The sequence below is a fragment of the Azospirillum sp. Sh1 genome (genome assembly GCF_008365135.1).
Taxonomy (GTDB): Bacteria; Pseudomonadota; Alphaproteobacteria; order Azospirillales; family Azospirillaceae; genus Azospirillum; species Azospirillum oryzae.
This window is the reverse complement of record NZ_VTTK01000012.1, coordinates 80788-102537: the sequence shown is the minus strand read 5'-3', so window position 1 is coordinate 102537 and position 21750 is coordinate 80788. Positions and strand designations below refer to the sequence as shown.

Annotated in this window: 18 protein-coding genes and 1 tRNA gene; 10 read left to right on the top strand and 9 right to left on the bottom strand. The window is 67.0% G+C overall.

All coding sequences use genetic code 11. The annotated features are described in order from the left end of the window. Window positions 1–222 precede the first annotated feature (222 nt). From FZ029_RS14555 to FZ029_RS14545, 3 genes are all read right to left on the bottom strand, one after another. The gene (locus FZ029_RS14555) at window positions 223–1875 is read right to left on the bottom strand and encodes a heparinase II/III family protein (protein WP_149269865.1); all 1653 of its coding nucleotides are present in this window, start codon (window positions 1873–1875) and stop codon (window positions 223–225) included. A 165-nt stretch (window positions 1876–2040) separates the two neighbouring features. Then, window positions 2041–3336, bottom strand: a complete 1296-nt coding sequence (locus FZ029_RS14550; protein ID WP_149197791.1) for a transcription antitermination factor NusB — start codon at window positions 3334–3336, stop codon at window positions 2041–2043. A 150-nt stretch (window positions 3337–3486) separates the two neighbouring features. Further along, window positions 3487–3561 (bottom strand) — tRNA-Gly (locus tag FZ029_RS14545). A 188-nt stretch (window positions 3562–3749) separates the two neighbouring features. On the opposite strand from FZ029_RS14545, the gene FZ029_RS14540 reads away from it, so the two are divergent. From FZ029_RS14540 to FZ029_RS14525, 4 genes are all read left to right on the top strand, one after another. After that, on the top strand, window positions 3750–4541 hold the full coding sequence (locus FZ029_RS14540) for an enoyl-CoA hydratase-related protein (protein ID WP_149269864.1): 792 nt from the start codon (window positions 3750–3752) through the stop codon (window positions 4539–4541). A 121-nt stretch (window positions 4542–4662) separates the two neighbouring features. Further along, the gene (locus FZ029_RS14535) at window positions 4663–6129 is read left to right on the top strand and encodes a DHA2 family efflux MFS transporter permease subunit (RefSeq protein WP_149269863.1); all 1467 of its coding nucleotides are present in this window, start codon (window positions 4663–4665) and stop codon (window positions 6127–6129) included. A gap of 256 nt (window positions 6130–6385) precedes the next feature. Next, complete coding sequence (locus FZ029_RS14530; protein WP_149198585.1) at window positions 6386–7276, top strand: LysR family transcriptional regulator; 891 nt, start codon at window positions 6386–6388, stop codon at window positions 7274–7276. A 682-nt stretch (window positions 7277–7958) separates the two neighbouring features. Next, window positions 7959–8171: a hypothetical protein gene (locus tag FZ029_RS14525; protein WP_149269862.1), complete on the top strand. Its 213-nt coding sequence runs from the start codon at window positions 7959–7961 to the stop codon at window positions 8169–8171. A 131-nt stretch (window positions 8172–8302) separates the two neighbouring features. Here the strand turns inward: FZ029_RS14525 and FZ029_RS14520 are convergent, their stop codons facing one another. Then, on the bottom strand, window positions 8303–8482 hold the full coding sequence (locus tag FZ029_RS14520; RefSeq protein ID WP_149269861.1) for a hypothetical protein: 180 nt from the start codon (window positions 8480–8482) through the stop codon (window positions 8303–8305). Window positions 8483–8804: 322 nt separating this feature from the next. Next, a complete protein-coding gene (locus tag FZ029_RS14515) occupies window positions 8805–9572 on the bottom strand; it encodes a sulfotransferase (protein ID WP_149269860.1) in 768 nt (255 codons plus the stop codon). Window positions 9573–10105: 533 nt separating this feature from the next. Between FZ029_RS14515 and FZ029_RS33015 the strand changes: the two genes are divergently transcribed. Together FZ029_RS33015 and FZ029_RS33010 are read left to right on the top strand one after the other, a co-directional pair. Further along, window positions 10106–12055: a hypothetical protein gene (locus FZ029_RS33015; RefSeq protein WP_188051943.1), complete on the top strand. Its 1950-nt coding sequence runs from the start codon at window positions 10106–10108 to the stop codon at window positions 12053–12055. After that, window positions 12052–14103 (top strand): hypothetical protein, encoded by a 2052-nt coding sequence (locus FZ029_RS33010; protein WP_188051942.1) that lies wholly within the window; start codon window positions 12052–12054, stop codon window positions 14101–14103. Before FZ029_RS33015 ends, FZ029_RS33010 begins: the two co-directional genes overlap by 4 nt. Before the next feature lie 10 nt (window positions 14104–14113). Here the strand turns inward: FZ029_RS33010 and FZ029_RS14500 are convergent, their stop codons facing one another. The 3 genes from FZ029_RS14500 to FZ029_RS14490 all read right to left on the bottom strand — a co-directional run bounded on the left by FZ029_RS14500 (window position 14114) and on the right by FZ029_RS14490 (window position 16856). Further along, entirely contained in the window at window positions 14114–15853 is a 1740-nt protein-coding gene (locus FZ029_RS14500) for a hypothetical protein (protein ID WP_211104155.1), read from the bottom strand. Between the two features lie 57 nt (window positions 15854–15910). Next, window positions 15911–16522, bottom strand: coding sequence for a Hint domain-containing protein (locus tag FZ029_RS14495; RefSeq protein WP_149269858.1), 612 nt, complete (start codon window positions 16520–16522; stop codon window positions 15911–15913). A 136-nt stretch (window positions 16523–16658) separates the two neighbouring features. After that, window positions 16659–16856: a hypothetical protein gene (locus FZ029_RS14490; protein ID WP_149269857.1), complete on the bottom strand. Its 198-nt coding sequence runs from the start codon at window positions 16854–16856 to the stop codon at window positions 16659–16661. 140 nt (window positions 16857–16996) lie between these two features. Between FZ029_RS14490 and FZ029_RS14485 the strand changes: the two genes are divergently transcribed. The 4 genes from FZ029_RS14485 (at window position 16997) to FZ029_RS14470 (ending at window position 20326) form a co-directional block, all read left to right on the top strand. Beyond that, window positions 16997–17266 (top strand): ribbon-helix-helix domain-containing protein, encoded by a 270-nt coding sequence (locus tag FZ029_RS14485; RefSeq protein WP_149197782.1) that lies wholly within the window; start codon window positions 16997–16999, stop codon window positions 17264–17266. 175 nt (window positions 17267–17441) lie between these two features. Next, the gene (locus FZ029_RS14480; RefSeq protein WP_149269856.1) at window positions 17442–18098 is read left to right on the top strand and encodes a hemolysin III family protein; all 657 of its coding nucleotides are present in this window, start codon (window positions 17442–17444) and stop codon (window positions 18096–18098) included. A 151-nt stretch (window positions 18099–18249) separates the two neighbouring features. After that, window positions 18250–19725, top strand: coding sequence for a lysozyme inhibitor LprI family protein (locus tag FZ029_RS14475; RefSeq protein WP_247892308.1), 1476 nt, complete (start codon window positions 18250–18252; stop codon window positions 19723–19725). 142 nt (window positions 19726–19867) lie between these two features. After that, window positions 19868–20326 carry a MarR family transcriptional regulator gene (locus FZ029_RS14470; protein ID WP_109075192.1) on the top strand — a complete coding sequence of 153 codons (459 nt, stop codon included), beginning with the start codon at window positions 19868–19870 and terminating at the stop codon, window positions 20324–20326. Window positions 20327–20489: 163 nt separating this feature from the next. Here the strand turns inward: FZ029_RS14470 and FZ029_RS14465 are convergent, their stop codons facing one another. After that, complete coding sequence (locus tag FZ029_RS14465) at window positions 20490–21479, bottom strand: D-glycerate dehydrogenase (RefSeq protein WP_149197779.1); 990 nt, start codon at window positions 21477–21479, stop codon at window positions 20490–20492. Window positions 21480–21750 lie beyond the last annotated feature (271 nt).

Here is a 21750-nt window from a genome sequence, read left to right as displayed (position 1 = left end):
GACCCGGACAAGCACGGAAGAAGAAAAGCACGGACGGCCACGGAAATGCCGCTCGGCTGTGCTTATCCGCGTCCGCCCGCCCGCACATTGCCGGTCCGGACGGACATGGATAAGCACGGCGAGACGAGTCCCGTGGTCGCCCGTGCCCCAAATCCCGTGTTCATCCGTGTTTCCACGCCCCTTCCGAAAGGAATAGGCCCGGCCACCGCGGATGGGCGCGATTTACGCCGCCTTGCGCTCGCGGCGCAAGGCCCATTTCACCGTCAGCCCTTCGGGGCCGCATTGTCCCTGCATCATGATCTGCCGGCTGCGGCGCGGCTCGTCCCCGCTGCCGAGATAGACGCTCTCCGCCACCTCCAGCACGGCGCCGGTCACCCGCATGCGCCAGGCATTGCCGCTGGGCAGGCGCAGAAGCACCTGATCGTTGCCCTGCACCGGCACCACCTGGACATTGGGATGCAGGTGGAAGCGGATGGCGTAGGGCTGCGGCTGCGGCGTGGCGCCGATCACCGGCTCCAGCGTGTCCTCGCCGCGCAGGTCCTCGCCATTGTCGGCCAGATAGACGCGGCGGCGGTGCAGAAGGCCGAAGCCCTTGCTGTAGCCGTTGTGGCTGGCGACCACCAGCATGGCGCCGTCGGATTCCTGCCGCTCGCAGCTGACATTCGTCGGCCGGCGGCCCAGCCCGCCCTTCTCCAGCACTTCCGAGGAGTTGGTGTCGGCCACCACCATGGTCGAATGGGCGGACGTCCCGGCCAGCGCCGCGCGCCAGGGACCGCGATGGGACGGATGGCTGCCGCAATTGACGATCAGCCGCTCCTTGTTGACGGAGACCTCCATCGACAGGGTGCCGGCATGGGCGGTGCGGTCCAGTCCGGCCGGCGGCGGCGCACCGGTGTCGAGCAGCACCAGCGTGCGCCCGGCGAGCAGCCGCTCGAATCCGGTGTGCGGCGCGCTTTTCAGCGGACGGCCGCGGGCGTCGGCCTGGGCCAGCACCGTGTCGATCAGCGCCGGCTCCTCCTCCCGCCCACCATTGAACAGGGCGAGCCCGCCGTCGACATGGCGGAAGAAGCGCAGGGCCGGGGTCATGCGGTCGATGGCGTGCTGGAGGGTTTCCGGCACCTCCTCCTTCGCCACGCGCAGCACGGCGCGCATGTCGATCAGGTCGCGCAGAACCCGCATCTGGATCGACGGGTTGCGCTCCACATGGCCGCCGTCGGGCAGGATCTGGCGCGGCAACTCCTTGTCGAGCAGGCGCAGCGCCTCCCGCGCCGCCTTGTCCTGGTCGGGCAGGCAATAGCCGCCATAGAGCAGACCCTTGATCGCGCCGATCAGCCGTTCGCCGTCCAGCTTTGCCGGCGCCACCCGCAGCAGGTGGCGAAGCTGGCGGGCCATGCTCTCGAAAACCCGCGCGCGGAACTCGTCATCGGCGGACGCGCAATAGAAGTCGTGCAGACCGATCCAACTGGCCAGCCGCACGCCCAGCACGTCGGGCGCCCAGCTCTGCGCGTGCCAGCCGCCATTCTGGTCCAGCCACGACCATACCAGCACCCGCGCCCGGCGCCGCGCGGTGTCGCCGCCGACCGCCCGCAGGTCGCGCAGCCACTCGAATCCATGGGCGGCGCGCAGCCAGCCGATGCTGGCGCCCTGGGGCCGCCAGTTGGGGGCCCCGTTGGGATCGACCATGATCGGCTGCCCGGCGAAGTTCATCCGTCCGGCCAGCATGGCGTTGCCGTTGTCGGTGTCGCCCGGCCAGGGATCGGGCGGGATCACCGCCAGCGCCCCCGGCGCCTTGCCGCCCAGCATCAGGGCGTAGAGGGGATTCCCATAGGCAAGGCGCGCCATGCCGCTGCGAAACCGTCCGTTCCCGTCGCCCATCTGCGCCGACTCCTTCAGGACCGCGAGCGGCGTCGGCGGCCGGCGGAGGGTGATGATGCGGTGCGGGAGAACGCGGACGGAAGCATGGGTCGTGTCGTATCAATTCGCCGCCCGCACCGCAAGACGGGCCTGGGATTTATCCCGCGGTGCGGACCGCATAAAGCTTCAGTCCAAACGACGGCGCAGCCGCGCCACGAAGAAGCCGTCGATCCCGCCGAGGTCGGCCAGCATGCCCGGAAGGCTGCGGACCTCCCCCACCTCGTTGATCGGCTCGGACAGGCCGCCGAGTTCGTCGGCGGTCACAGGCCAACGCTCCACCCGCCTGTCCTGTTCCAACAGACGGGCGACCTGCGCCTCCCCCTCCTCCGGCTGGATCGAGCAGGTGCAGTAGATCAGCGTGCCGCCGGGCTTCACCAGCTCGACCGAGCGGGCGAGCAGCCGCGACTGGGCGCGGGCCAGCTTGGCGATGTCGTCCGGCGTCTTGACCCGCAGGATGTCGGGATGGCGCCGGATCGCACCGGTCGCCGAGCAGGGCGCGTCGAGCAGCACGGCATCGGCCGGCTCCTCCGGCTCCCAGGTGGCGGCGTCGGCGGCCAGCACCTCGGCCTCCAGCCGCAGGCGCTTCAGGTTCTCGGTCACCCGCTCCAGCCGGCGGGCCGAGCGGTCGATGGCGGTGACCTGCGCGCCCTGCACCACCAGCTGCGCCGTCTTGCCGCCGGGGGCGGCGCACAGGTCGAACACCCGCTTGGCCCGAAGATCGCCGAACAGCTTGGCCGGCAGCGAGGCGGCGAGATCCTGGATCCACCATTCGCCCTCGTCGAAGCCGGGAAGCTCGATCACCGATCCGCCGGGCGGGCGGCGCAGCGAGCCGGTCGGCAGCAGGGTGGCGCCCAGCCGCTCCGCCCAGCCCTCCGGGTCGGACTTCACCGTGATGTCCAGCGGCGCTTCGTGCAGGTGCGCCTCGACGATGCCGCGGGTGCGGGCGGTGCCGTAGGCGGAGCGCCAGGACAGCCACAGCCAGTCCGGCGTGTTCAGCCGCCCGGCATCCTGCCGCGCCGCCATCTCCGCCCCCTCGCGCCCGATGCGGCGCAGGACGGCATTGATCAGCCCCTTGTAGGGAGCGGCGTTGCGCGCGGCGGCCAGTTCGACCGCGGTGTCGACCGCGGCATGGGCGGGGGTGTTCAGGAACACCAGCTGCGCCGTGCCCAGCCGCAGCATGTCGTGGATGGCCGCCTTGGGCAGACCCGGCTTGGCGAGGCTGGCCTGGATCATCTCGTCGATCTGGCCCAGCCGGCGCAGGACGGTGGCGACCAGCAGGCGGACGAAGCCGCGGTCGCGCGGCTGCAGCGCCGCCAGTTCGGGATGCGCGTCGAACGCGTCGTCGAAGGGAACGGACTTGCGCAGCACGTCGCGCAGCAAGTCGAGCGCAACGCCGCGGGCGGCGAGGGAAGTGTCGGTCATGACTATGGATCTAGCGCGCCGGACGGCCAGTGTCGATAAGGGATGCCCGGTGTTTCCAAGCTATGGAGCGCGAAAATGCAGGGCCGGAAAAAGCGAAGGGCCGGTGCGTTGCCGCCCGGCCCTTAGGTCTTCGCTTTTCTACCGGAGAACTGGAGCGGGCGAAGGGATTCGAACCCTCGACCCCAACCTTGGCAAGGTTGTGCTCTACCCCTGAGCTACGCCCGCGCTCCCGTCGTCCGGGAGCCGCTTTCTACGGAAACACGGCCTCCGCCGCAAGAGGAAAATTCACCCTCCTCTCACTTTTTTCGCAACGGCCTTCCACGCCCCTGCTGCGCTGCGGCACCGGGCGCCTTGCGTCCCGGCGGGGGCGCGCTATGGTACGCAACCATACGGCAACGGATGGAGAGTGCGGCATGGCCGGCACCATCACTCTGACCCGCGATGGAGCGGTCGCGACCCTGACGCTGTCCAACCCGGACAAGCTGAACGCCTTCGACAAGCCGATGTGGCACGCCCTGATCGGCCACCTGACCGCGCTTGAAGCCGACGAGGGAACCCGCGTCGTGGTGATGCGCGGCGGCCCCGGCGCCAACGGCTCCCGCACTTTCTCCCCCGGCGCCGACATCTCGGAGTTCGAGAGCGAGCGCAACAGCCCGGAACAGGGCGCCAGCTACGGCGACCTGATGGACGAGGGGCTGGACGGCCTGCGTGCCTTGCGCCACCCGGTTCTGGCCGCCATCGACGGTCCCTGCTGCGGCATCGGGCTGGCGGTGGCGCTGGCCTGCGACCTCAGGGTCTGCTCGGAGAGCAGCCGCTTCGGCGTGCCGGTCAGCCGGCTCGGCATCTCGATGGGACCGACGGAGCTGAAGCTGGTCGCCGACGTCGCCGGCGGCCCGGCGGCGCTGGAGATCCTGCTGGAAGGCCGCGTCTTCGGTGCGGCGGAGGCCAAGGACAAGAACCTCGTCAACCGCGTCGTCGCGGACGAAGGCTTCAAGGCGGAGATCGCCGCCACGATCCAGCGCATCGCCGCCGGCGCGCCGTTGGCCGCCACCCTGCACAAGCGCTATGTCCGCCGCCTGTCCGACCCGGCGCCGCTGACCGACGCCGAGATCGCCGAATGCTACCGCTGCTTCGGCACGCAAGACTTCCGCGAGGGCTACCGCGCCTTCCTGGAGAAGCGGAAGCCGGTGTTCACAGGGCACTGATCCCTCGTTGATCCGTAGGGCAGAGCGCGCTTACGCATGGCAGGGCTTTCGCATGTGCGATGGTCAATGCGGCGGAACGTCTCACATTCGTAGGGTTCCGCTCCCTGCCTGACGGTCCGTCATGTCGCGCGTCACCCCGCTGATCATCGCCTGCGCCCTGTTCATGGAGAATCTCGACTCGACGGTGATCGCCACCGCGCTGCCGGGAATCGCGCAGTCGATGGGCGAGGATCCGCTGCGGCTCAGTCTGGCGATGACCTCCTACATGCTGGCGCTGGCGGTGTTCCTGCCGGTCAGCGGCTGGGCGGCCGACCGATACGGCGCGCGCACCGTCTTCGCCAGCGCCATTGCCGTCTTCATGGCGGGGTCCATCGCCTGCGGCCTGTCGAACGGGCTGGCGGAGCTGGTGGCCGCCCGCATCCTCCAGGGCATCGGCGGCGCGATGATGGTCCCGGTCGGCCGGCTGATCCTGCTGCGCACCGTTCCCAAGGACCAGTTGGTGACGGCGATGGCGCGGATGACCCTGCCGGCGCTGATCGGGCCGGCGCTTGGGCCGCTGGTGGGCGGCGCGATCACCACCTATGCCTCCTGGCGCTGGATCTTCTTCATCAACGTGCCGATCGGGCTGGTCGGGATCGCGCTGGTGCTGGCGCTGATCCCCAACCTGAAGGAGGAGCAGCGCGACCCCTTCGACTCCCGCGGTTTCCTGTGGAGCGCCATCGCGCTGGCCGCCTTCATGTTCGGCTTCGAGAATGTCGGGCGCGACCTGCTGCCGGCCACCGCGGTGGCCATCCTGCTGGCGGTGGCGCTGCTGGCGACGCTGGCCTATCTGCGCCACGCCCGCCGGGTGGTGCGGCCGGTGCTGGACCCGTCGCTGTTCCGGCTGCCGACCTACCGCGCCTCGGTGCTGGGCGGCACGCTGTTCCGCATCGGCAACGGCGCGGTGCCCTTCCTGATGCCGGTGATGCTGCAGATCGGCTTCGGCCTGACCGCCTTCGAGTCGGGGGCGCTTACCTTCGCAGGAGCGGCGGGAGCGCTGACCATGAAGGCGCTGGCCGGCCCGATCCTGCGGCGCTTCGGCTTCCGTCTGGTGCTGACCCTCAATTCGCTGGTCAGCGGCGCGATCCTGGCCAGCTACGGCGCCTTCCGCCCCGACACGCCGCATCTGGTGATCCTGGGCGCGCTGCTGGTGGGCGGCTTCTTCCGGTCGCTGCAGTTCACCGGCATGAACACGCTGAGCTACGCCGAGGTGCCGCAGCCGATGACCAGCCGCGCCAACACGCTGGCCAGCGTGATGCAGCAGCTGTCGCTGAGCCTGGGCGTCGCCGTCGGCGCCACCGCGCTGCACCTGACCACCCAGTGGAGCGGCGGTGCCCTGACCCCCGCCACCTTCGTTCCCGCCTTCCTGACGGTGGGGCTGATGGCCTGCGCCTCCAGCCTGCCCTTCTGGCGCTTGGCCGCCGATGCCGGTGACGAGATCAGCGGGCATATCGGCAGCCCTCGCCCGGAAACACACCCGGAAACGCAGCATGACGCCGCCCGCAGCGCGACGGTCAAGGCCGCCGCCCTGACCGACGCCGCGGATTAGCAAAGACGGGGGCGAAGTGCCGCCCTCCCGTTTCCGAGCATCGGAAACACCCCTATCCATTATACGGATATGCCCGGATCGCTGTGACTTCGGATGAGAATAATTCCGGCGATCATGATTAATTTTCGTGCGAGTCGCTTTTACTAGCGCGTGCGTTCCGGGCGCGTTCCCGCTATAAACATGCATGGCGGCCATGCGCCGTCCTCAAGATAAACGGGAGGCTCCGGGCGGCTGCGCATCGGGGCGGGACAGCATGATGGATTGGGACAAGCTGCGGGTATTCCACGCGGTGGCCGAAGCCGGCAGCTTCACGCATGCCGGCGAGACGTTGAACCTCAGCCAGTCGGCGGTCAGCCGCCAGATCAGCGCGCTCGAGGAAAGCCTGGGCGTTCCGCTGTTTCACCGCCACGCCCGCGGGCTGATCCTGACCGAACAGGGCGAGTTGCTTCACCGCACCGCCCGCGACGTGTTCGCCAAACTGTCGATGACCGAGGCGATGCTGACCGAAAGCCGGGAGCATCCCAAGGGACCGCTGCGGGTGACGACGACCGTCGCCTTCGGATCGACCTGGCTGACGCCGCGCATCAACGAATTCATGTCGATCTACCCCGACATCCAGCTGACGCTGCTGATCGACGACGACGAGCTGGACCTGGCGATGCGCGAGGCGGACATCGCCATCCGCATGAACACGCCGCGCCAGCCGGACCTGATCCAGCGGCACCTGATGTCGATCCGCTTCCACCTCTATGCCAGCCAGAGCTACCTGAAGAAAAGGGGCACGCCCAAGACGGCGGCCGAGTTGGACAATCACGACCTGATCACCTATCCGCCCGACGTGCGGGCGCCGATTCCGAACGTCAACTGGATCATGGAGGTGGGCGACCCTTCGCCCAACCGGAAGCCGATCCTGCAGGTCAACAGCGTCTACGCCATCTATCGCGCGGTGGAGAGCGGGCTTGGCATCGGCGCGCTGCCCGACTTCCTGGTCGACAGCTTCTCCAAGGACGTGACCCGGATCCTGCCGGACGTCGACGGGCCGAAGGTCGACGCCTATTTCGTCTATGCCGAAGAATTGCGCCATTCCAAGCGCATCGCGGTCTTCCGCGACTTCCTGGTTAAAAAAGTGGCAGAAACTCCGTTCTGACCCCAAACATTTTCAGTGATCTGTTAAGAGAATTGCCGAAATCGACAGCGCCGCGCCGACTATCCGGGGCGGCGCTGTCGATTTCGGCATTTTTATTAGCCTTCTAAGCGTCTTTTGAAGCCATGCGTGTCTTGCATGGTAGATTTATACATTTATGCCTGGAAAGTTGGCAGCAGAATGGTCAAATTTTGACCGTTGGATGTTGCGACGCAGCATCCGATGTTTCGTCCCGGAGGTCTCCCCTCCGGGGTTGGGTCCTCGGACCCAGCGTCTCCCAGACGTGAAGCCTCCCTGTTCAACTCGCCGCTAATCCAATGGGTTAGCGGCGGTTTTTTTATGTGGGCAGGGGTTGGGGCCACACCGGGGGCTCAGGATTGCTTGGCTTGGTGAACTGGTTCTCCTCGGCGCGATCGGCAGACCCGGCATTCATCCACCTGCAGATCATGACACCACTTGCCGATGGACCGGCCCCTTGCCGGCGTCGTCGAACAGTCCGCGGTGCCAGGAGGCTCGCCCCCCAGCAACCGGCAGCGGCAGAACCACAGCGCGCGCCCACCGCGAAATCACCGCGGCGACGCCGGCTGATTCAATCGGCTGGCCGAGTTTATGGAAGTGTGAGGCGGGTTTGACCGCTCCTGCACCGTCAGCTACGCTCCGTCGATCATTGGCGGGGACAAATTCCGTGGCCGACTTGATGGAAGCCCTCTGGGACATCCTGCTCGAGAACCGCCTTCTCCGGTGGTTCTTCATCGGCCTTCTGATTGGATTGGTCCTGATCGGCTACATGATCTGGTCCGGCTCCGATATGGATGCTGCGGATGCCCTGATGGGGATCGTCGCCAGCGGCATCCTCGTGTTTGGATTGCGTCTCCTTCTTTGGTTCTTTAACCATTGAGGTTCTACGGACAGATCATCACCGGTCGCGCCAGGAAGCGCGTTCGAACCGAGGGCGACGCGCTGAATGCCGCCGGCTGGCTCAACCGGTTGGCAGAGTTCATGGAACTCCGACACACCCCATCTTGACCTTCACGCCTCGTCGTACCCCTGCTCTCGCGTCTGCCCTTCGCGGTCGTTGGCCTTCTCCGAGGCGGGCCGCCTTACGCCGTTCCCATTCGGCTCCTTCTCCGAGCGGATCGGCGGCACGTCTGGTGCCTGCTTGTTGACCTCACCCTGCACAGGCTGATCTTCGGCTGGCTTGTCACTCATAACGCTCTCCGATGTCGGTTGCCGGACTCCAACAGCCGCTATCCGAATTCATCTCCGCCCGCGCCATCCCGGCCGCGGGCTTTTTCATGCCCGAACCGGAGGCCCCCATGGCCGCGTGGCGGCGGCGTCGCCCGCCGTGTAAACCACGGCTACCGACGGCTCGTCGACGTCGCCTGCTGCGGGCGACTTCAAGGCGACCGCCAGTACGGTCCAAATCGGGACGCTGGAACTTCAACTCGAAGGAATGCGACGGACCTGACGATCGTCGTCAAGCCGGCATTGCTGCAGTCTCCGCTGGCAGTTCGCTGGTGGCGACGGTGACCTATCCCAGGTTTGGTTCATCAGACGGCGATTCTGACAGCCAGTGCGATAAGTCGGTTTCCAGCAGCCGGCCCAACGCCACCACCGAATCACTGTACTGGTCTACAAGCGCGTGGCGAAGCCGGGGAGGCAGGGAAGCAGAAGGCCCCTGAAACACAGGTCTGCGCAACACTTCATCCGGGATCGTGTCGTAGAAGCGACCGTCGACGCCGATATGTTTGCACAATTTCGATAGGAACGCTCTTGGTTCGGCCAGCATTTCTTCGAACAGCCCGATCATCAGCTGCTCTGCCGGGAATATGGACTGCCAACGCAGGATCGCCTCCGCATAAGCCCCACGGCGCCTCGAGCCGGCTGAGCGGAAATGATCGAGGAACCATTGTTCAGAGGCTTCCTCCACCGTCATTTCCGCGCGAAGCACGGCCATGCGCGCGGCGGACCAAGCCCGCTCGATGGGATTGCGCAGCACATAGAACAGACGAAGGTCCGGACACAGGCTGTAAAGCTCACGGATCGCATCGGGGGAAATGATCGCGTATGCGGGCGTTATCTCGCCGGTGCGGATGCTGGGCGCATGTACATCGGCGGTGTCGGTGGGGGCGGCGCGGAATTGGCTCAACCACCAGCTGACACCCATGTCCCGCCGGGCGTCCCAAAAGTGAATTTCCTTTCCAGCAGGGAAACGGATGTCCGGATGAGAAGACAAAGTTTCGTAAATCCAGGTCGTCCCGGATTTCTGCGCCCCAATTCCGATGAAATCCGGTCGCATTCTCCGCAATCCCGCTCATGTTCCGCCATTCGGCCAACGGTATAGAAAGGGTATCTGTCCTGTCAAACATGGTGGCGGCCCCGGGTTTCCTGCGGCAGTGGGCGTCGCTGACCGCAAATAGCGGGCCCGCAGGTGCGTCGGATCATCACCGGAATTTCCCGGGTGCGCTCAATGCGGAGAGAATGCTTGCCGTGTTGTTTGAACACGTGATAATGCATTTACTAACCGGTGTAGACGGTCAGCTTCTAAATCCTTTGTACGAATCTTGCCTCTAAATGCCAAGAAATAGAGACAAAAAATCAATTGTTACGGCGTGCTTTACCGATGACGCCGGCTGGCTGGTCATAGTTTTTGTCTCTAACGGCGCAGGTGCACTTTTCTTGGAGGATCTGTCCCTGCAAACGAGCCGGAGACAGTTCAACCACATTCATGCAGCGTCTCTCTCGATCAAGAATCACCCGTTCGCGCCCTTCGTATGCACGGTCCTACCACTTTTGCGGGAGGAGATCGACGCAGGATGGGCGGAGTTTCAGGTGCTGCACGGCGATGGCTGGACCGAAAAGGTCGAGATTCGGATCGACGGATCCTCGACGGCGGCGCGGTCGCCCACCGCCTTTTCGGAGGAAGCGCTGCGGCAGAGCATCGAGCATTTCCGTGAGATGGGACTGCCGTTCGCTCGCGCGCTCGCTTTCGGGCACGCCATGGCGATGGCTGCTCCCTCGGCCGGTCAGATGGTGCAGGTGGCGCGGCCGGACAACCGGGATGACGACTGCCGGGATGACGCCCGCCGGGATGACGCCCGCCGGGATGACGCCCGCCGGGATGACGCACGGGGCGAGGTGACGGGCGAAGAAATCGCCGCGGTGGTCGCTCCGTACTTCGATCCCACCTACTACCGGGCCACCTATCCCGATCTTGCTGCGATCGGCACCGGGACATCGGATTCCGCTCTGTTGCACCATTTCTGCCAGATCGGGTGGCGCGAGGGACGGAATCCAAGCCCGGCCTTCGACACCCTCTATTACGCGGCGGCGAACCCCGATGTGACGGGAGCCGGGATCAATCCCTTCTGGCACTACGTCGTCGCCGGCATGGCCGAGGGCCGGCGCGCCCGGCCGCATGACGGGCACCGGCGCGCCATCCTGCGGAGCCTTCCGCCGGTGCCGACGCGGCGCGAAGCCGCCGTTCCGAACGCCGTGACCCGCCTGCACCGCGAGCGCCTCGCCGAAGCGCTGGCCGCGCGATCGTGCATCCGCCCAGGTGCTCAGCGGCACGGACGCCGGGGTGTCGTCCTCTCCGTCAGCCACGACTGCTACATCCGCTCCTTCGGCGGCACGCAGATCGTGATCTCGGACGAGCAGGAGCGCTTCAACGCACAGGATTACATCTACATCCACATTTCCCCCGGCCTTCCTGTGCTGTCGATCGACCCGGAGGGTCCGGGCGCGGACCTGTTGGAGGTGGTGGTCGACGGCGTCCATGTCGGGACATCGAACCATGACGGCCTCGCCTGGGCTCTCGCAAAGTGCTTCGATGGCCGCGCTCTCGACCGCCTGTTCACGGTCCACTGCGCGCTGGGCCACCGGGTGGACGGGCTGGTCGCGCTGCAACGCGCGGTGAAATCGTCCCGCAACTGGTTCTGGGTGCATGATTTTTCCTCCCTCTGCGCCAATCACACCCTGCTGCGGAACGATGTCTCCTTCTGCGGTGCGCCGCCGCCCGACAGCACCGCCTGCGCCATCTGCATCCACGGCGGGGAGCGGAGCCGCCATCTCCGCAGCATGGAGCGGCTGTTCACCGAAATCCGCTTCCATGTGGTGGCGCCGTCGCCCAGCGCTCTGGACCTGTGGCGCCATGGGTCGTGGCTGCCGGCCCTGTCGACCGACGTGCTGGAGCATTGCCGGTTCGTCGAGAGCGGCTTGCGGCTGTCGGCCGGCGATGGCTCCGGCCTGGGGATGCCCGGAAATCCGGTGCGGATTGCCTTCGCCGGAAGCCCGACCTTCCACAAGGGCTGGGGCCTGTTCGAGGATCTGGTCGACGCATTGCGGGGCAGCTTCAGCTACCGGTTCCACCATTTCGCCGCACCCGGACTGCACCGCGGTCTGCCGGGCGTGGCGGAGGTCGCGGTAACCGTCACCGCCACCGACCGCCACGGCATGGCGGAGTCGCTGGCGGCCCATGCCATCGATCTGGTCCTGGTCCCGTCGGTCTGGCCGGAAACCTTTTCCTTCGTCACCCACGAGGCGTTGGCTGCGGGAGCCGACGTGGTGGCGCTGGAAGCCAGCGGCAACGTTGCCGCGACGGTGTCCCGGCTGGGGCGCGGCCATGTTTTCCACAGCGAAAGCGACCTTCTGGAATTCTTCACCAGCTTCGCAGCGGTGGAGCATGTGCGCGACCGCCTGCGGAAGGGGATCCCGGCCGGCACGCTCGACCATTGCGGAACGACGGCTGCGCTCGTCGAACGGACGGAGGCCAGGACTTGAGCGGCGTGCACTGTTTCACCAGCTTCACCTACAGCTACCTGTCGCGGGCGCGCGTGCTGGTGCAGACGCTGCGCCGCGTGCATCCGGATTGGACCATGTGGGCGCTGATCGTCGATGAGTTGCCGGACGGCGTGTCGGCGGCGGAGGCGCATGCCGGCTTCGACAAGGTGGTCTTCGCGCGCGATCTCGGTATCCCGCACTTCGACAGCTGGATCTTCGGCCACGACGTCGTGGAAGCCTGCACCGCGGTGAAGGGGCGCATGCTGGCGGAGATGCTCCGGCTCGGCTGCGAGACGGTGGTCTATCTCGACCCCGACATCGCGGTGTTCTCGTCGCTCGATGAGACGCTCGGCCGGCACGTCGACGGGGCGATCCTGCTGACGCCGCACCAGATCGACCCGAACGACACGCTGCCCGTCATCGCCGACAACGAACTGGGATCGCTGAAATACGGGACCTACAATCTCGGCTTCATCGCGGTACGCAACGTGGCGGAGGGGCGCCGCTTCGCCGAATGGTGGGCGGATATGCTGCACATCGCCTGCTACGACGACCCGGACAACGGGATTTTCACGGACCAGAAATGGTGCGACCTGGTGCCGGCCTTTTTCGATGGCGTGCGCATCCTGCGTGACCCGGGATGCAACGTCGCCAGTTGGAATCTCAGCCGGCGGCAGGTCGAGATCGGGCATGACGGCGGCATTCTCGTCAACGGCAGCCCGCTGAAGTTCTATCACTTCACCAAGATCAATTCCGTCGGCGACGTGATGACCGAACGCTATGCGGACGGCAACATTCACGTCCACGAACTCTGGCACTGGTACAAGCGGGCCATCGCCGCTCCCGCTGGCCCCAACATCCCGCGCGACTGGTGGGCCTATGGCCGCTTCGACAACGGCGTGCCGGTCTCGCGGGAGATGCGTCTCCTCTTCCGCGAGGACCCGTCGCTGGCGACGGCGTTCCCGACGCCCTTGCGCACGATGGGAAGCTGCTTCTTCGACTGGCTGGGCCGGGAGCGGCCGGAAATCCTGAAGAGCGGCGCCGTCGGCTTCGTGGTCCTGGGCATGCACCGCAGCGGCACCTCGGCGCTGGCCGGCTGGTTCGCCAAGCGCGGGGTCTGCCGCGGCGACCGCTTCATCGGCGCCGACGATGGCAATCCCGACGGCTACTGGGAGCATGAGGAACTCGTCACCATCAACGAACGGCTGCTCGCCGCGGCCGGCGGCGGCTGGGACACGGTCGACGTGGCCGTGCCCGAAAACAGTCAGGCCGCCGACGGAGCGCTGTCGAAGCGGGCACAGGCCTTCCTTTCGGATCTCGGCCGCGACCGGCGCCTCTGGTTCCTGAAGGATCCCCGCCTTTGCCGCACGCTGTCCTTCTGGATTCCGCGTCTGGAAGCCCTGCCGGCGCGCATCAAATACCTGCACGTCGTCCGCGATCCCTGGTCGGTGGCGCGATCGCTGGCGCGACGCGACGGGCTCTCCGCCGAGCACAGCCATCTGCTCTGGGCACTGCACAACCTGGAGGCGGAGCGGCAGACACGCGGGCGTCCGCGCGTGTGGCTGGAGTTCGACACCATGGTCGCCGGCGGCGACGAGGCCGTGCTCGCCGCCATCCAGGCCCAACTGCCGGACGGCGCGTTGGATGACCTCACGGTCGATCTGGAGCAGGACGCCATTCATGCCGACCGGGTTCGCTCGGCCGGGTCGCGTAGCGGAGCCGGCGACGACGGTCTGTTCGACGTCGGGCACCTGCATGGTCTCCTGACAGCTCTGCGCGAGGACGATGGCCGAATGTCCCTCATGGCGGAGATCGATGGATGCCGTGAGCGTCTCTTCCGCCAAATCCGCACATATCGCACGCTGCTGCTCGACCAGGAGCGCGAGGCGTTGCGGGCAAGGGCGGAAACGCTGGCCGCCAAATCGCAGGAGCGGCTGGACATGTGGCGTCAGACCGACGAGCAACTGCGGGCGATGACCGAGCAGCGCGACCGGGTTCTGCGCCTGCTGCAGGAGCGCGCGCCAAATCCCTTCGGCCGCTCGCGTTGAGGCGAGGCGATTATCGGTCAGCCGGCATGGTGGCCTGGAATTCCAGCAACGCGCCTTCCGCGGAGGATGCGGGCAGCAGCAGCCCGGCCCGTCCGTCGCGCAAGAGGCATCGATCGATGCCGAGACGGATCCGCATCGCGCCGTCGGCTAAGGCGTCAGCATCCTCCAGCGGCAGCGGACTCAGGGCTTCATCATTGCGATAGCCGGCCGGGATGCGGGTGGGCAGGCGGAGCACGACGTGCAATGGACCTTGCCCCGTCATGCTGTCCGATGGAACGGCAAAGCGCACCAGCCGGTGGCGGACGCAGATGAGGGAAGAGAAGACCGGGTTCGGTCCGACAACCTCCACCGTCATCCAACCGCCTTCCCGATCCAGCGCCTCCAGCATCACGCCATGACCGTCCATCGCCCCGTCGCCGACCGCAAAAGCCGCGCGAAAGCGGCACTGCACGGGCAAGGCAGCCCCGGCGGCGGGAGGATCGACACGGGCAACCTCGATGGGATCACCGGTCAGATGGGCACCGATCAGGACGCCACCGACGCTGCACCGCAGTTGCAGGGGCTTGGCGATGCGGGACAGATCGACGACGCCGTCGAAGACCAGGACGGAGCGTCCCTTGTCGATGGTCCCGCAGACCTCCCGCATCGGCCCGTCCGGCGGCGGGCTCGAACTGCCGTCGCTTTCCGTATCGGCCAGCCAGGGCGGGCGGCCGGTGGCGTCCTGCACCAACCTTCCGGAGCGAAAAAGCGGGTTGGCCCGCGTCCGCAAGCCGGCCCAGAGATCGAACACAGACCCGATATCGATCGCGACCGCGCCGACGGATTTGGCCCAGCAGCAGTAAACCTTGCCGAGAATTCCCGCGCCGACCAGGACGGGCACGCCCGGCCGACGCCGGACATGGTCGCTGATGAAGGCGCCGACCTCCAGATAGCGGGTGGGGAAATGCGGGTTGAGCAGACTCTGTTCCAGCTTTTCCGCCTGGGGAAGGTCGGAATAATGCATCTCCGGCGGTATCAGGAAGGGAGTGACCTTTGCGATGCCAAAGCGGTCGGCGACGATGCCGGCGACATCGCGCGAGGTGATCAGCACCACCTCGTCCAATCCACCGAGCAGCGTGTCGTAGAGGCCTTCCCGCTCCAGGTTGGTGTGGATGCCGGGAGAGGTGAGCGCCGTGCCATCGGCAAGATATCCGAATTCCCGCACATAGAGCGCGGCGGCCTTGAACGGATCGGTCCGGTCGGCGTCCGTCACGGTGTCCGGGTTGGGAAGCCCCAGGATATCGGCGGTGAGGCAAGCCATCCTGAGATCGGCCTGGATTTGCTGGACGGCGGCATCCGGAAAGAATGGATGACCGAACCACACCTTCATCATCTCGGAAACGGACAGCCAGTTGGTGTGGACCGGATACCCCATGATCCGGGCTTCACCGTCACCGAGCCGGATCAGGGAGAAGGGGCGCTTTTCCGAGATCGCCGAATGCAAAGCGTCGGCGACGTCGGGATATTTCAGGTAGCGCTGCATGCCGCCCACCCTGCGGGGCTTGTCCGGAAGTGGCGCGTTGTAGCAGAGCGGCCGGGGCGTCGCAAGCGACCGGCCCGACGGACCCGGCCCAACGGACCAAGCCGATCCCGCTCGGGCCATGGGGCGGGGCCTGATTCCAAGCTCACCCAACGGTCGGGCCGCATTGCCGATCCCCTGCGGAGACGGACACATCACAGCCAAGGCGCCGATGCACAAAGGGCCGCCCATGGGACGGCCCCCTGTTCATGCCCGACAGCCCGCCGCACAAGCGAGCGTGGGTTGGCCTCAAGCCACTTCGACCACTTCGATCTGCCCGGCGCGCTCGTTCAACTTGGTGCGGATCCGCTCCAGCGCATCCACGGGGATGTCGATCTTCACGCAGGGCTCCTGAACGCGCGGATCGTCTCCCGGATACAGCGCCTCATATTCGGCGGCATTGTCGTAGGCCTGGCGGTTGTCCGCTTCGAGATAGGTCTCGACCGGCAGCCCCTCGGCATACATGCCGTCATGGCTGTCGAGTTCGATGTGGAAATATTCGATCTCCTCCATCGCATCGACTTGCCGAACCGACGAACCGTTGATCAGCAGGCGGGCCGAGACACCATACTGGCCGATCAGCAGGGCATGACCGGGGGAGATGTAGAGGTCGCGGGCGGGCAATCCTTGGGCGATGGCGCCGCGGGCGATCCTGACCGGCAGGTGAATCTTGCGCAGATGCTCGGTGTCGAAGGACGCCCCCGCCAGCAGGCGCCGGCCGATCCAGCGGATCGAACGGAACTCGCCGGTCATCGACGACTGGATCAGATCGCCGATCTTCAGGCTTTCGACAGGCACGTCGCCAGACATGGAGCGGACATAGGTGCCGCGAAGGATGCAGGTCGGAGCAGGAAGGGTCATTTTAGGAGATGCCCAATGTCGTTTTGAGGAGTTCTCCACCAGCCGTGCGGAGGTTTCCGATGTCCGGCGCGGCGATGGTGCACTCCGAAAAGGTTACTCCTTTAAGCAATCCGCGGGGCGGCGAAGTTGTGCGGATTTACGACTGCCGGTGACCAATTGTCTCAGATGCGCCGGTGGACGACTGCGGCATTTCGTCCGGTTCCTGCTCCTCCAGCGCCGCCCGCGCAAGGGCGAGGATATTGTCCAGCCGGATGACCAGTTCATTCTCGCACAGGGCTGAACGTGCTGATGCGGCTTCGTTTATGATCGCCCGCAAGGCGTCGCTTCGTGTCATGTCGACCTCCGATCTCGTGGTACCGCCTGTCCCTTCGACAGAACTCCACCCGGCAGCCCCCATTCCCTGTGAAAAACTTCACAGCACGCATCCCGCCGTTTCGCATACCCATTTATGCATCAGCAACGGAGGGCTCTCCCATGCACATGCGCAACATCAGGGTGAACGGCAAGCGGACCAGCATGAAGCTGATGCCGGTGGAGTGGGAGTCGCTCGAGGAAATCTGCGCCCGCGAGAACATGACGATGAGCGAACTGGTGTCGAAGATCGATGCCGAGCGTCAGGACTGCGACAATCTCACCGGCTGCGTCCGCGTCTATGCGCTGTGCTATTTCCGCAAGGCCGCCAGCCTGTCGGAGCCGATGCCCCGCCACCGCGCGCCGACGGCCGTTGCCTTCGCGGCGGAATAACCAGCCGGCCCATCCCGCATAAAATCTATCCCGCATAAGCGGTTCGCCGAAGCACCGGCCGCCGGGGTCCGACCATCGGACAGGACCCGTGGCGTCGCCGCGGCCGGCACACCATGTTCGACGCAGGCGCCGTTCCTGCGGACGCCCTCCTTGCGTCGACCAAGATGGTGTGCCGATGCCGGATGCCGACCAGTTTCCCATCTACAGCGCCGCCGAGCGGCGGGCGGATGCGGCCGTCCACGCAATCGGGGTGACGGCGGGTATCGCCGGCTTCGTCTGGCTGCTGAATGCGGGCGTGTTCTCCGGCGCGGTTCCGGTCCGCACGGCATTGGCGCTGGTCATCTACGGTTTGGGGCTGGTGGGAATGCTGACGGCGTCGGCCGCCTACAACCTCGCCCCGCCCGGCTTGGGCAAGGCGCTGCTGCGGCGGGTCGACCACGCCATGATCTTCGTGATGATCGCCGGCACCTACACGCCCTTCACGCTTGGGCTGGGCCAGGGGATTGGCCAAGGGATCTGGCTGGGCGGCGCCGTGTGGGGCGGAGCCGCCTTCGGCGCGGCGCTGAAGCTGCGCTTTCCGGGCCGCTTCAACCGGCTGGGGCTGGCGCTCTATCTCGGGCTCGGCTGGGCGGTCGTCACCGCGCTGGAGCCGTTGGGGACGGCATTATCGGCCCCCGCCCTGTGGCTGCTGATCGCCGGCGGGCTGGTCTACACCATCGGCGTCGTCTTCCACCTGATGGAGCGGATGCCCTACAACAACGCGGTCTGGCACCTGATGGTGCTGGCCGCCGCCAGTTGCCACTTCGCCGCGATCACAATGGCGTTTCTCTGACAGGCTTTTCTCTGAAATGCCGGGGCCGCATGGGACAAGCGGCTGCCGATTCCGTATCTTCCGCGGATCACCATCCAAGGGAGACATGATGGGCCGGGCAGTGATGGGCCAGAGAGACAACGGAAGCCGATCGATCGGCCGTGCGACGCTCGTGGGAGCCGCGCTGGCACTCTCGGTCACGGTTGCAGTCGGCACCGCGCGGGCCGAGCCGTCCTTCGATTGCAAGGCGGCCGCTACGCCGGTTGAAAAGGCGATCTGCGCCGATCCCAAATTGGCCGATGCCGACCGCGAGATCGCCGACGCCTACAAAACCCTGCAGGATCTGTCGGGCACCGCCGACCGCGAGCGGCTGCGCACGGAGCAGCGGGCATGGCTGGCCCAGCGCAACCAGTGTGCGGCGGCCCCCTCCCCCGTCGCCTGCCTCGGTCCGGTGCTGGACGCCCGGCGGACGGCCCTGTCCGAGTCGGCGCCCAAGGCGGTCGCCGCGCTGACCGCCATCGTCGACGGCATCGCCACCGACCCGGCCGGCGCCGCCAAGCGGCTGGCCGAGATCCGCGGCGGGCCGGGCAAGGGGTGGAGCGCCTATCTGCTGCGCTTCGGCCCCTCCCCCGACCGCGCCAGGGCCGAGGCGCTGCTGCGCGAGGCCATCGCGGGCATCGACGATTCCTATGCCCGTGAAACCGCGTCGGGTGTCGACCTCGCCACCGACGAAGGCTTCCTCACCGCGCTCCGCGTCGTCAGCGACGATGTGGAGATGGCCTGGCCCTGTTCGGTGATGGAAAAGCGGGGGGCGGCGGCCTGGAAGGCGATGGAGCCGCTGTACGGCAGCAATCGCGACAATTTCGGCGCCTATCCCGCCTGCCCCGACGGCAACGCCCTGCTCGCCTCCCCGGACTGGAAGGCGGTGGACGACCTGTTCGCGCCGATGCTGGAGGCGGCCTCCAACCGCACCGGCACCATCCGCTTCGCGACCTACCGCCAGATGGGCGTCGACCGCATGAAGTCGGCGGTCGATCCGCGCCTGTTCGTCGCCGACGCGCCGCAACTGGCCGCACTGCTCAAGGATGCCGCCGGCTGGTCCAACCCGCGTTGGGTCGCGCCCGGCTGGGGCGACCGCCTGCGCAAGGCGGTGGACGCGGCGGTATCGGCCTGGACGCCGCAGATCGCCGACCGCTACGGCATGGCCAAGCCGGAGGCCCGCCGGGTGGCCGAGGCGGTGGCCGCGCAGGGGCTGAGCGGCAGCGTCGGCCTGATCACCGACAATCTGGAACTCCAGAAGGACACCCGCCTCCCCGACTGGCTGCGCGGCAGCTGGAGCTGGAACGGCGGCGGGTCCGAGGACACGCCCTTCACCGGTCCCGCCGGAAAGGCGCGCATCGACGAGACCTCCATCTGCGTCGGCAGCGAGTGCGGCGGCTATGACGTCGCCGGCCAGGGAGAGGACGCCCCCTTCGATCCCAAGGAGGTGCCGAAGGACGTCAAGCCCGCCCCGAATGCCGCCCGCCAAGCGGTCAGCCTTGCCCCGGTGTCGGCCGGCTCCAGCCTGACCATCGTCCCGCTCGCCGGCGGCAATCTGCTGGTCACCGGTACGGCCAAGCCGGTGGTTCTGAAGCGCGAGGGGAAATAGACCGGCTCCGGTGCCGGCCCTTCTCTCCCCGGGGAACGCGAAAGTCTCGAACGCGAAAGTCTTGCCTGCATCGTTCGGGTAGGCGACACTTCGCGGCGCGTGCTGCGGTTGCGGAACCGGGCGCGGCTTTCCGGGGGGAGGCATGGCACGGAACCTCAAGGCGCTCGGGTTGTGGCGCACCGCGCTGGTCGCCAGCGTCCGCAAGGACGCGCCGGACCTGTCGGCGCGGCAGCTGGCGATCCTTCTCCAGGTCTATCTGACCGACCCGCCGCACACGGTGCGCGGTCTGGCATCCCTGCTGAACATTTCGAAGCCGGCGGTGACCCGCGCGCTCGACCGCCTGTCGGTTCTGGGCTTCGTCAAGCGCAAGCGCGATGCGGAGGACAAGCGCAACGTGCTGGTCCAGCGCACCGTGAAGGGCAGCGTCTATCTGTCCGATTTCGCCGAGCTGGTGATCGCCGCCGGCGCCGTCGCGCCGGAGGACATGGCCCGCATCCAGGCCGACGAGGAACTGGCCGCCGCCGCCAAGGCAAGGCTGGAGGCGGCGTTGCAGGACGTGCCGACGCGGGAGGCCGCCGCACTGGAAGCCTCCGCATCCTGAGCGGCCCCAGGTCAGCCCATGACAACTGGCACGTCTTCGCCTGAGCCGTCGCCCCCGCGAAGGCGGGGATCCAGGCACTCCATCAAGGGAACCAAAGGGCAAGCTGGTTTCCCGCCTTCGCGGGAATGACGACCGATAAGGCGCCGCTTGCCCCTTTCCCCCCTTACAGCAGCGCTTCGAGTACGCGGTCGGGCGGAGCGTGGCCGTCGGTGAAGGTCTTGATGTTGATCACCACCTTCTCGCCCATGTCGATGCGGCCCTCGATGGTGGCGGAGCCCATGTGCGGCAGCAGGACGACATTGTCCAGCCGCAGGAGCTTCGGGTTGACCGCCGGCTCATGCTCGAACACGTCCAGGCCGGCGCCGGCGATCTCGCCCTTCGACAGCATGCGGGTCAGCGCCACCTCGTCGATCACCTCCCCGCGCGAGGTGTTGACGATGTAGCAGTGCGGGCGCAGCAGCTTCAGCCGGCGTTCCGACAGCAGGTGATAGGTGGCCGGCGTGTGCGGGCAGTTGATCGACACGATGTCCATCCGCGCCAGCATCTGGTCCAGGCTGGACCAGTAGGTCGCCTCCAGCTCCTGCTCCAGCTCCGGATGGACGCGGCGGCGGTTGTGGTAGTGGATCGACATGCCGAAGGCGCGCGCCCGCTTGGCCAGCGCCGAACCGATGCGGCCCATGCCCAGGATGCCCAGCCGCTTGCCGCTGATGCGGTGGCCCAGCATGGTGGTCGGCCCCCAGCCGGTCCATTGGCCGGAGCGGACCAGCCGCTCGCCCTCCGCCACGCGGCGCGCGGTGGCGAGCAGCAGCGCCATGGTCATGTCCGCGGTGTCCTCGGTCAGGACTCCGGGGGTGTTGGTGACGACGATGCCGCGCTCGCGCGCCGCCTTCAGGTCGATGTGGTCGACGCCGGTGCCGAAGGAGGCGATCAGCCGCAGCTGCGGTCCGGCGGCTTCGATCAGCGCGCGGTCGATGCGGTCGGTGACGGTGGGCACCAGCACCTCGGCGACGTTCATCGCATCCTGCATCTGTGCCGGGGTGAGCGGCACGTCGTCCGGATTGAGCCGGGTGTCGAACAGCTCCATCATCCGCGTCTCGATGACGTCCGGCAGCTTGCGGGTGACGACAACGAGCGGCTTCTTCTTGTCGGTCATCGGTGCTGGTCCTCCCTTGCCCCGGCCCGCCCGCATTGGGGTCCTTGCTAGGCTGCTCCGGTCCATGGTTGCCATACCAAGCGGTCGTGGGACTGTCCAGAAGTCCGTCGCGAAAGCCCGACCTGCGGCGGGGAGATTGCAGCCTTGGACCGGGGTGGCGGACCGGGGTGGCGGACCGGGGTGGCGGACCGGGGTGGCGGCGCTTGCCCTATCGAACGGGTGGTCTCTATAGTGCGGCCCGGTTTTTCCCCCTCGTCAGCTCCGGTGCCGC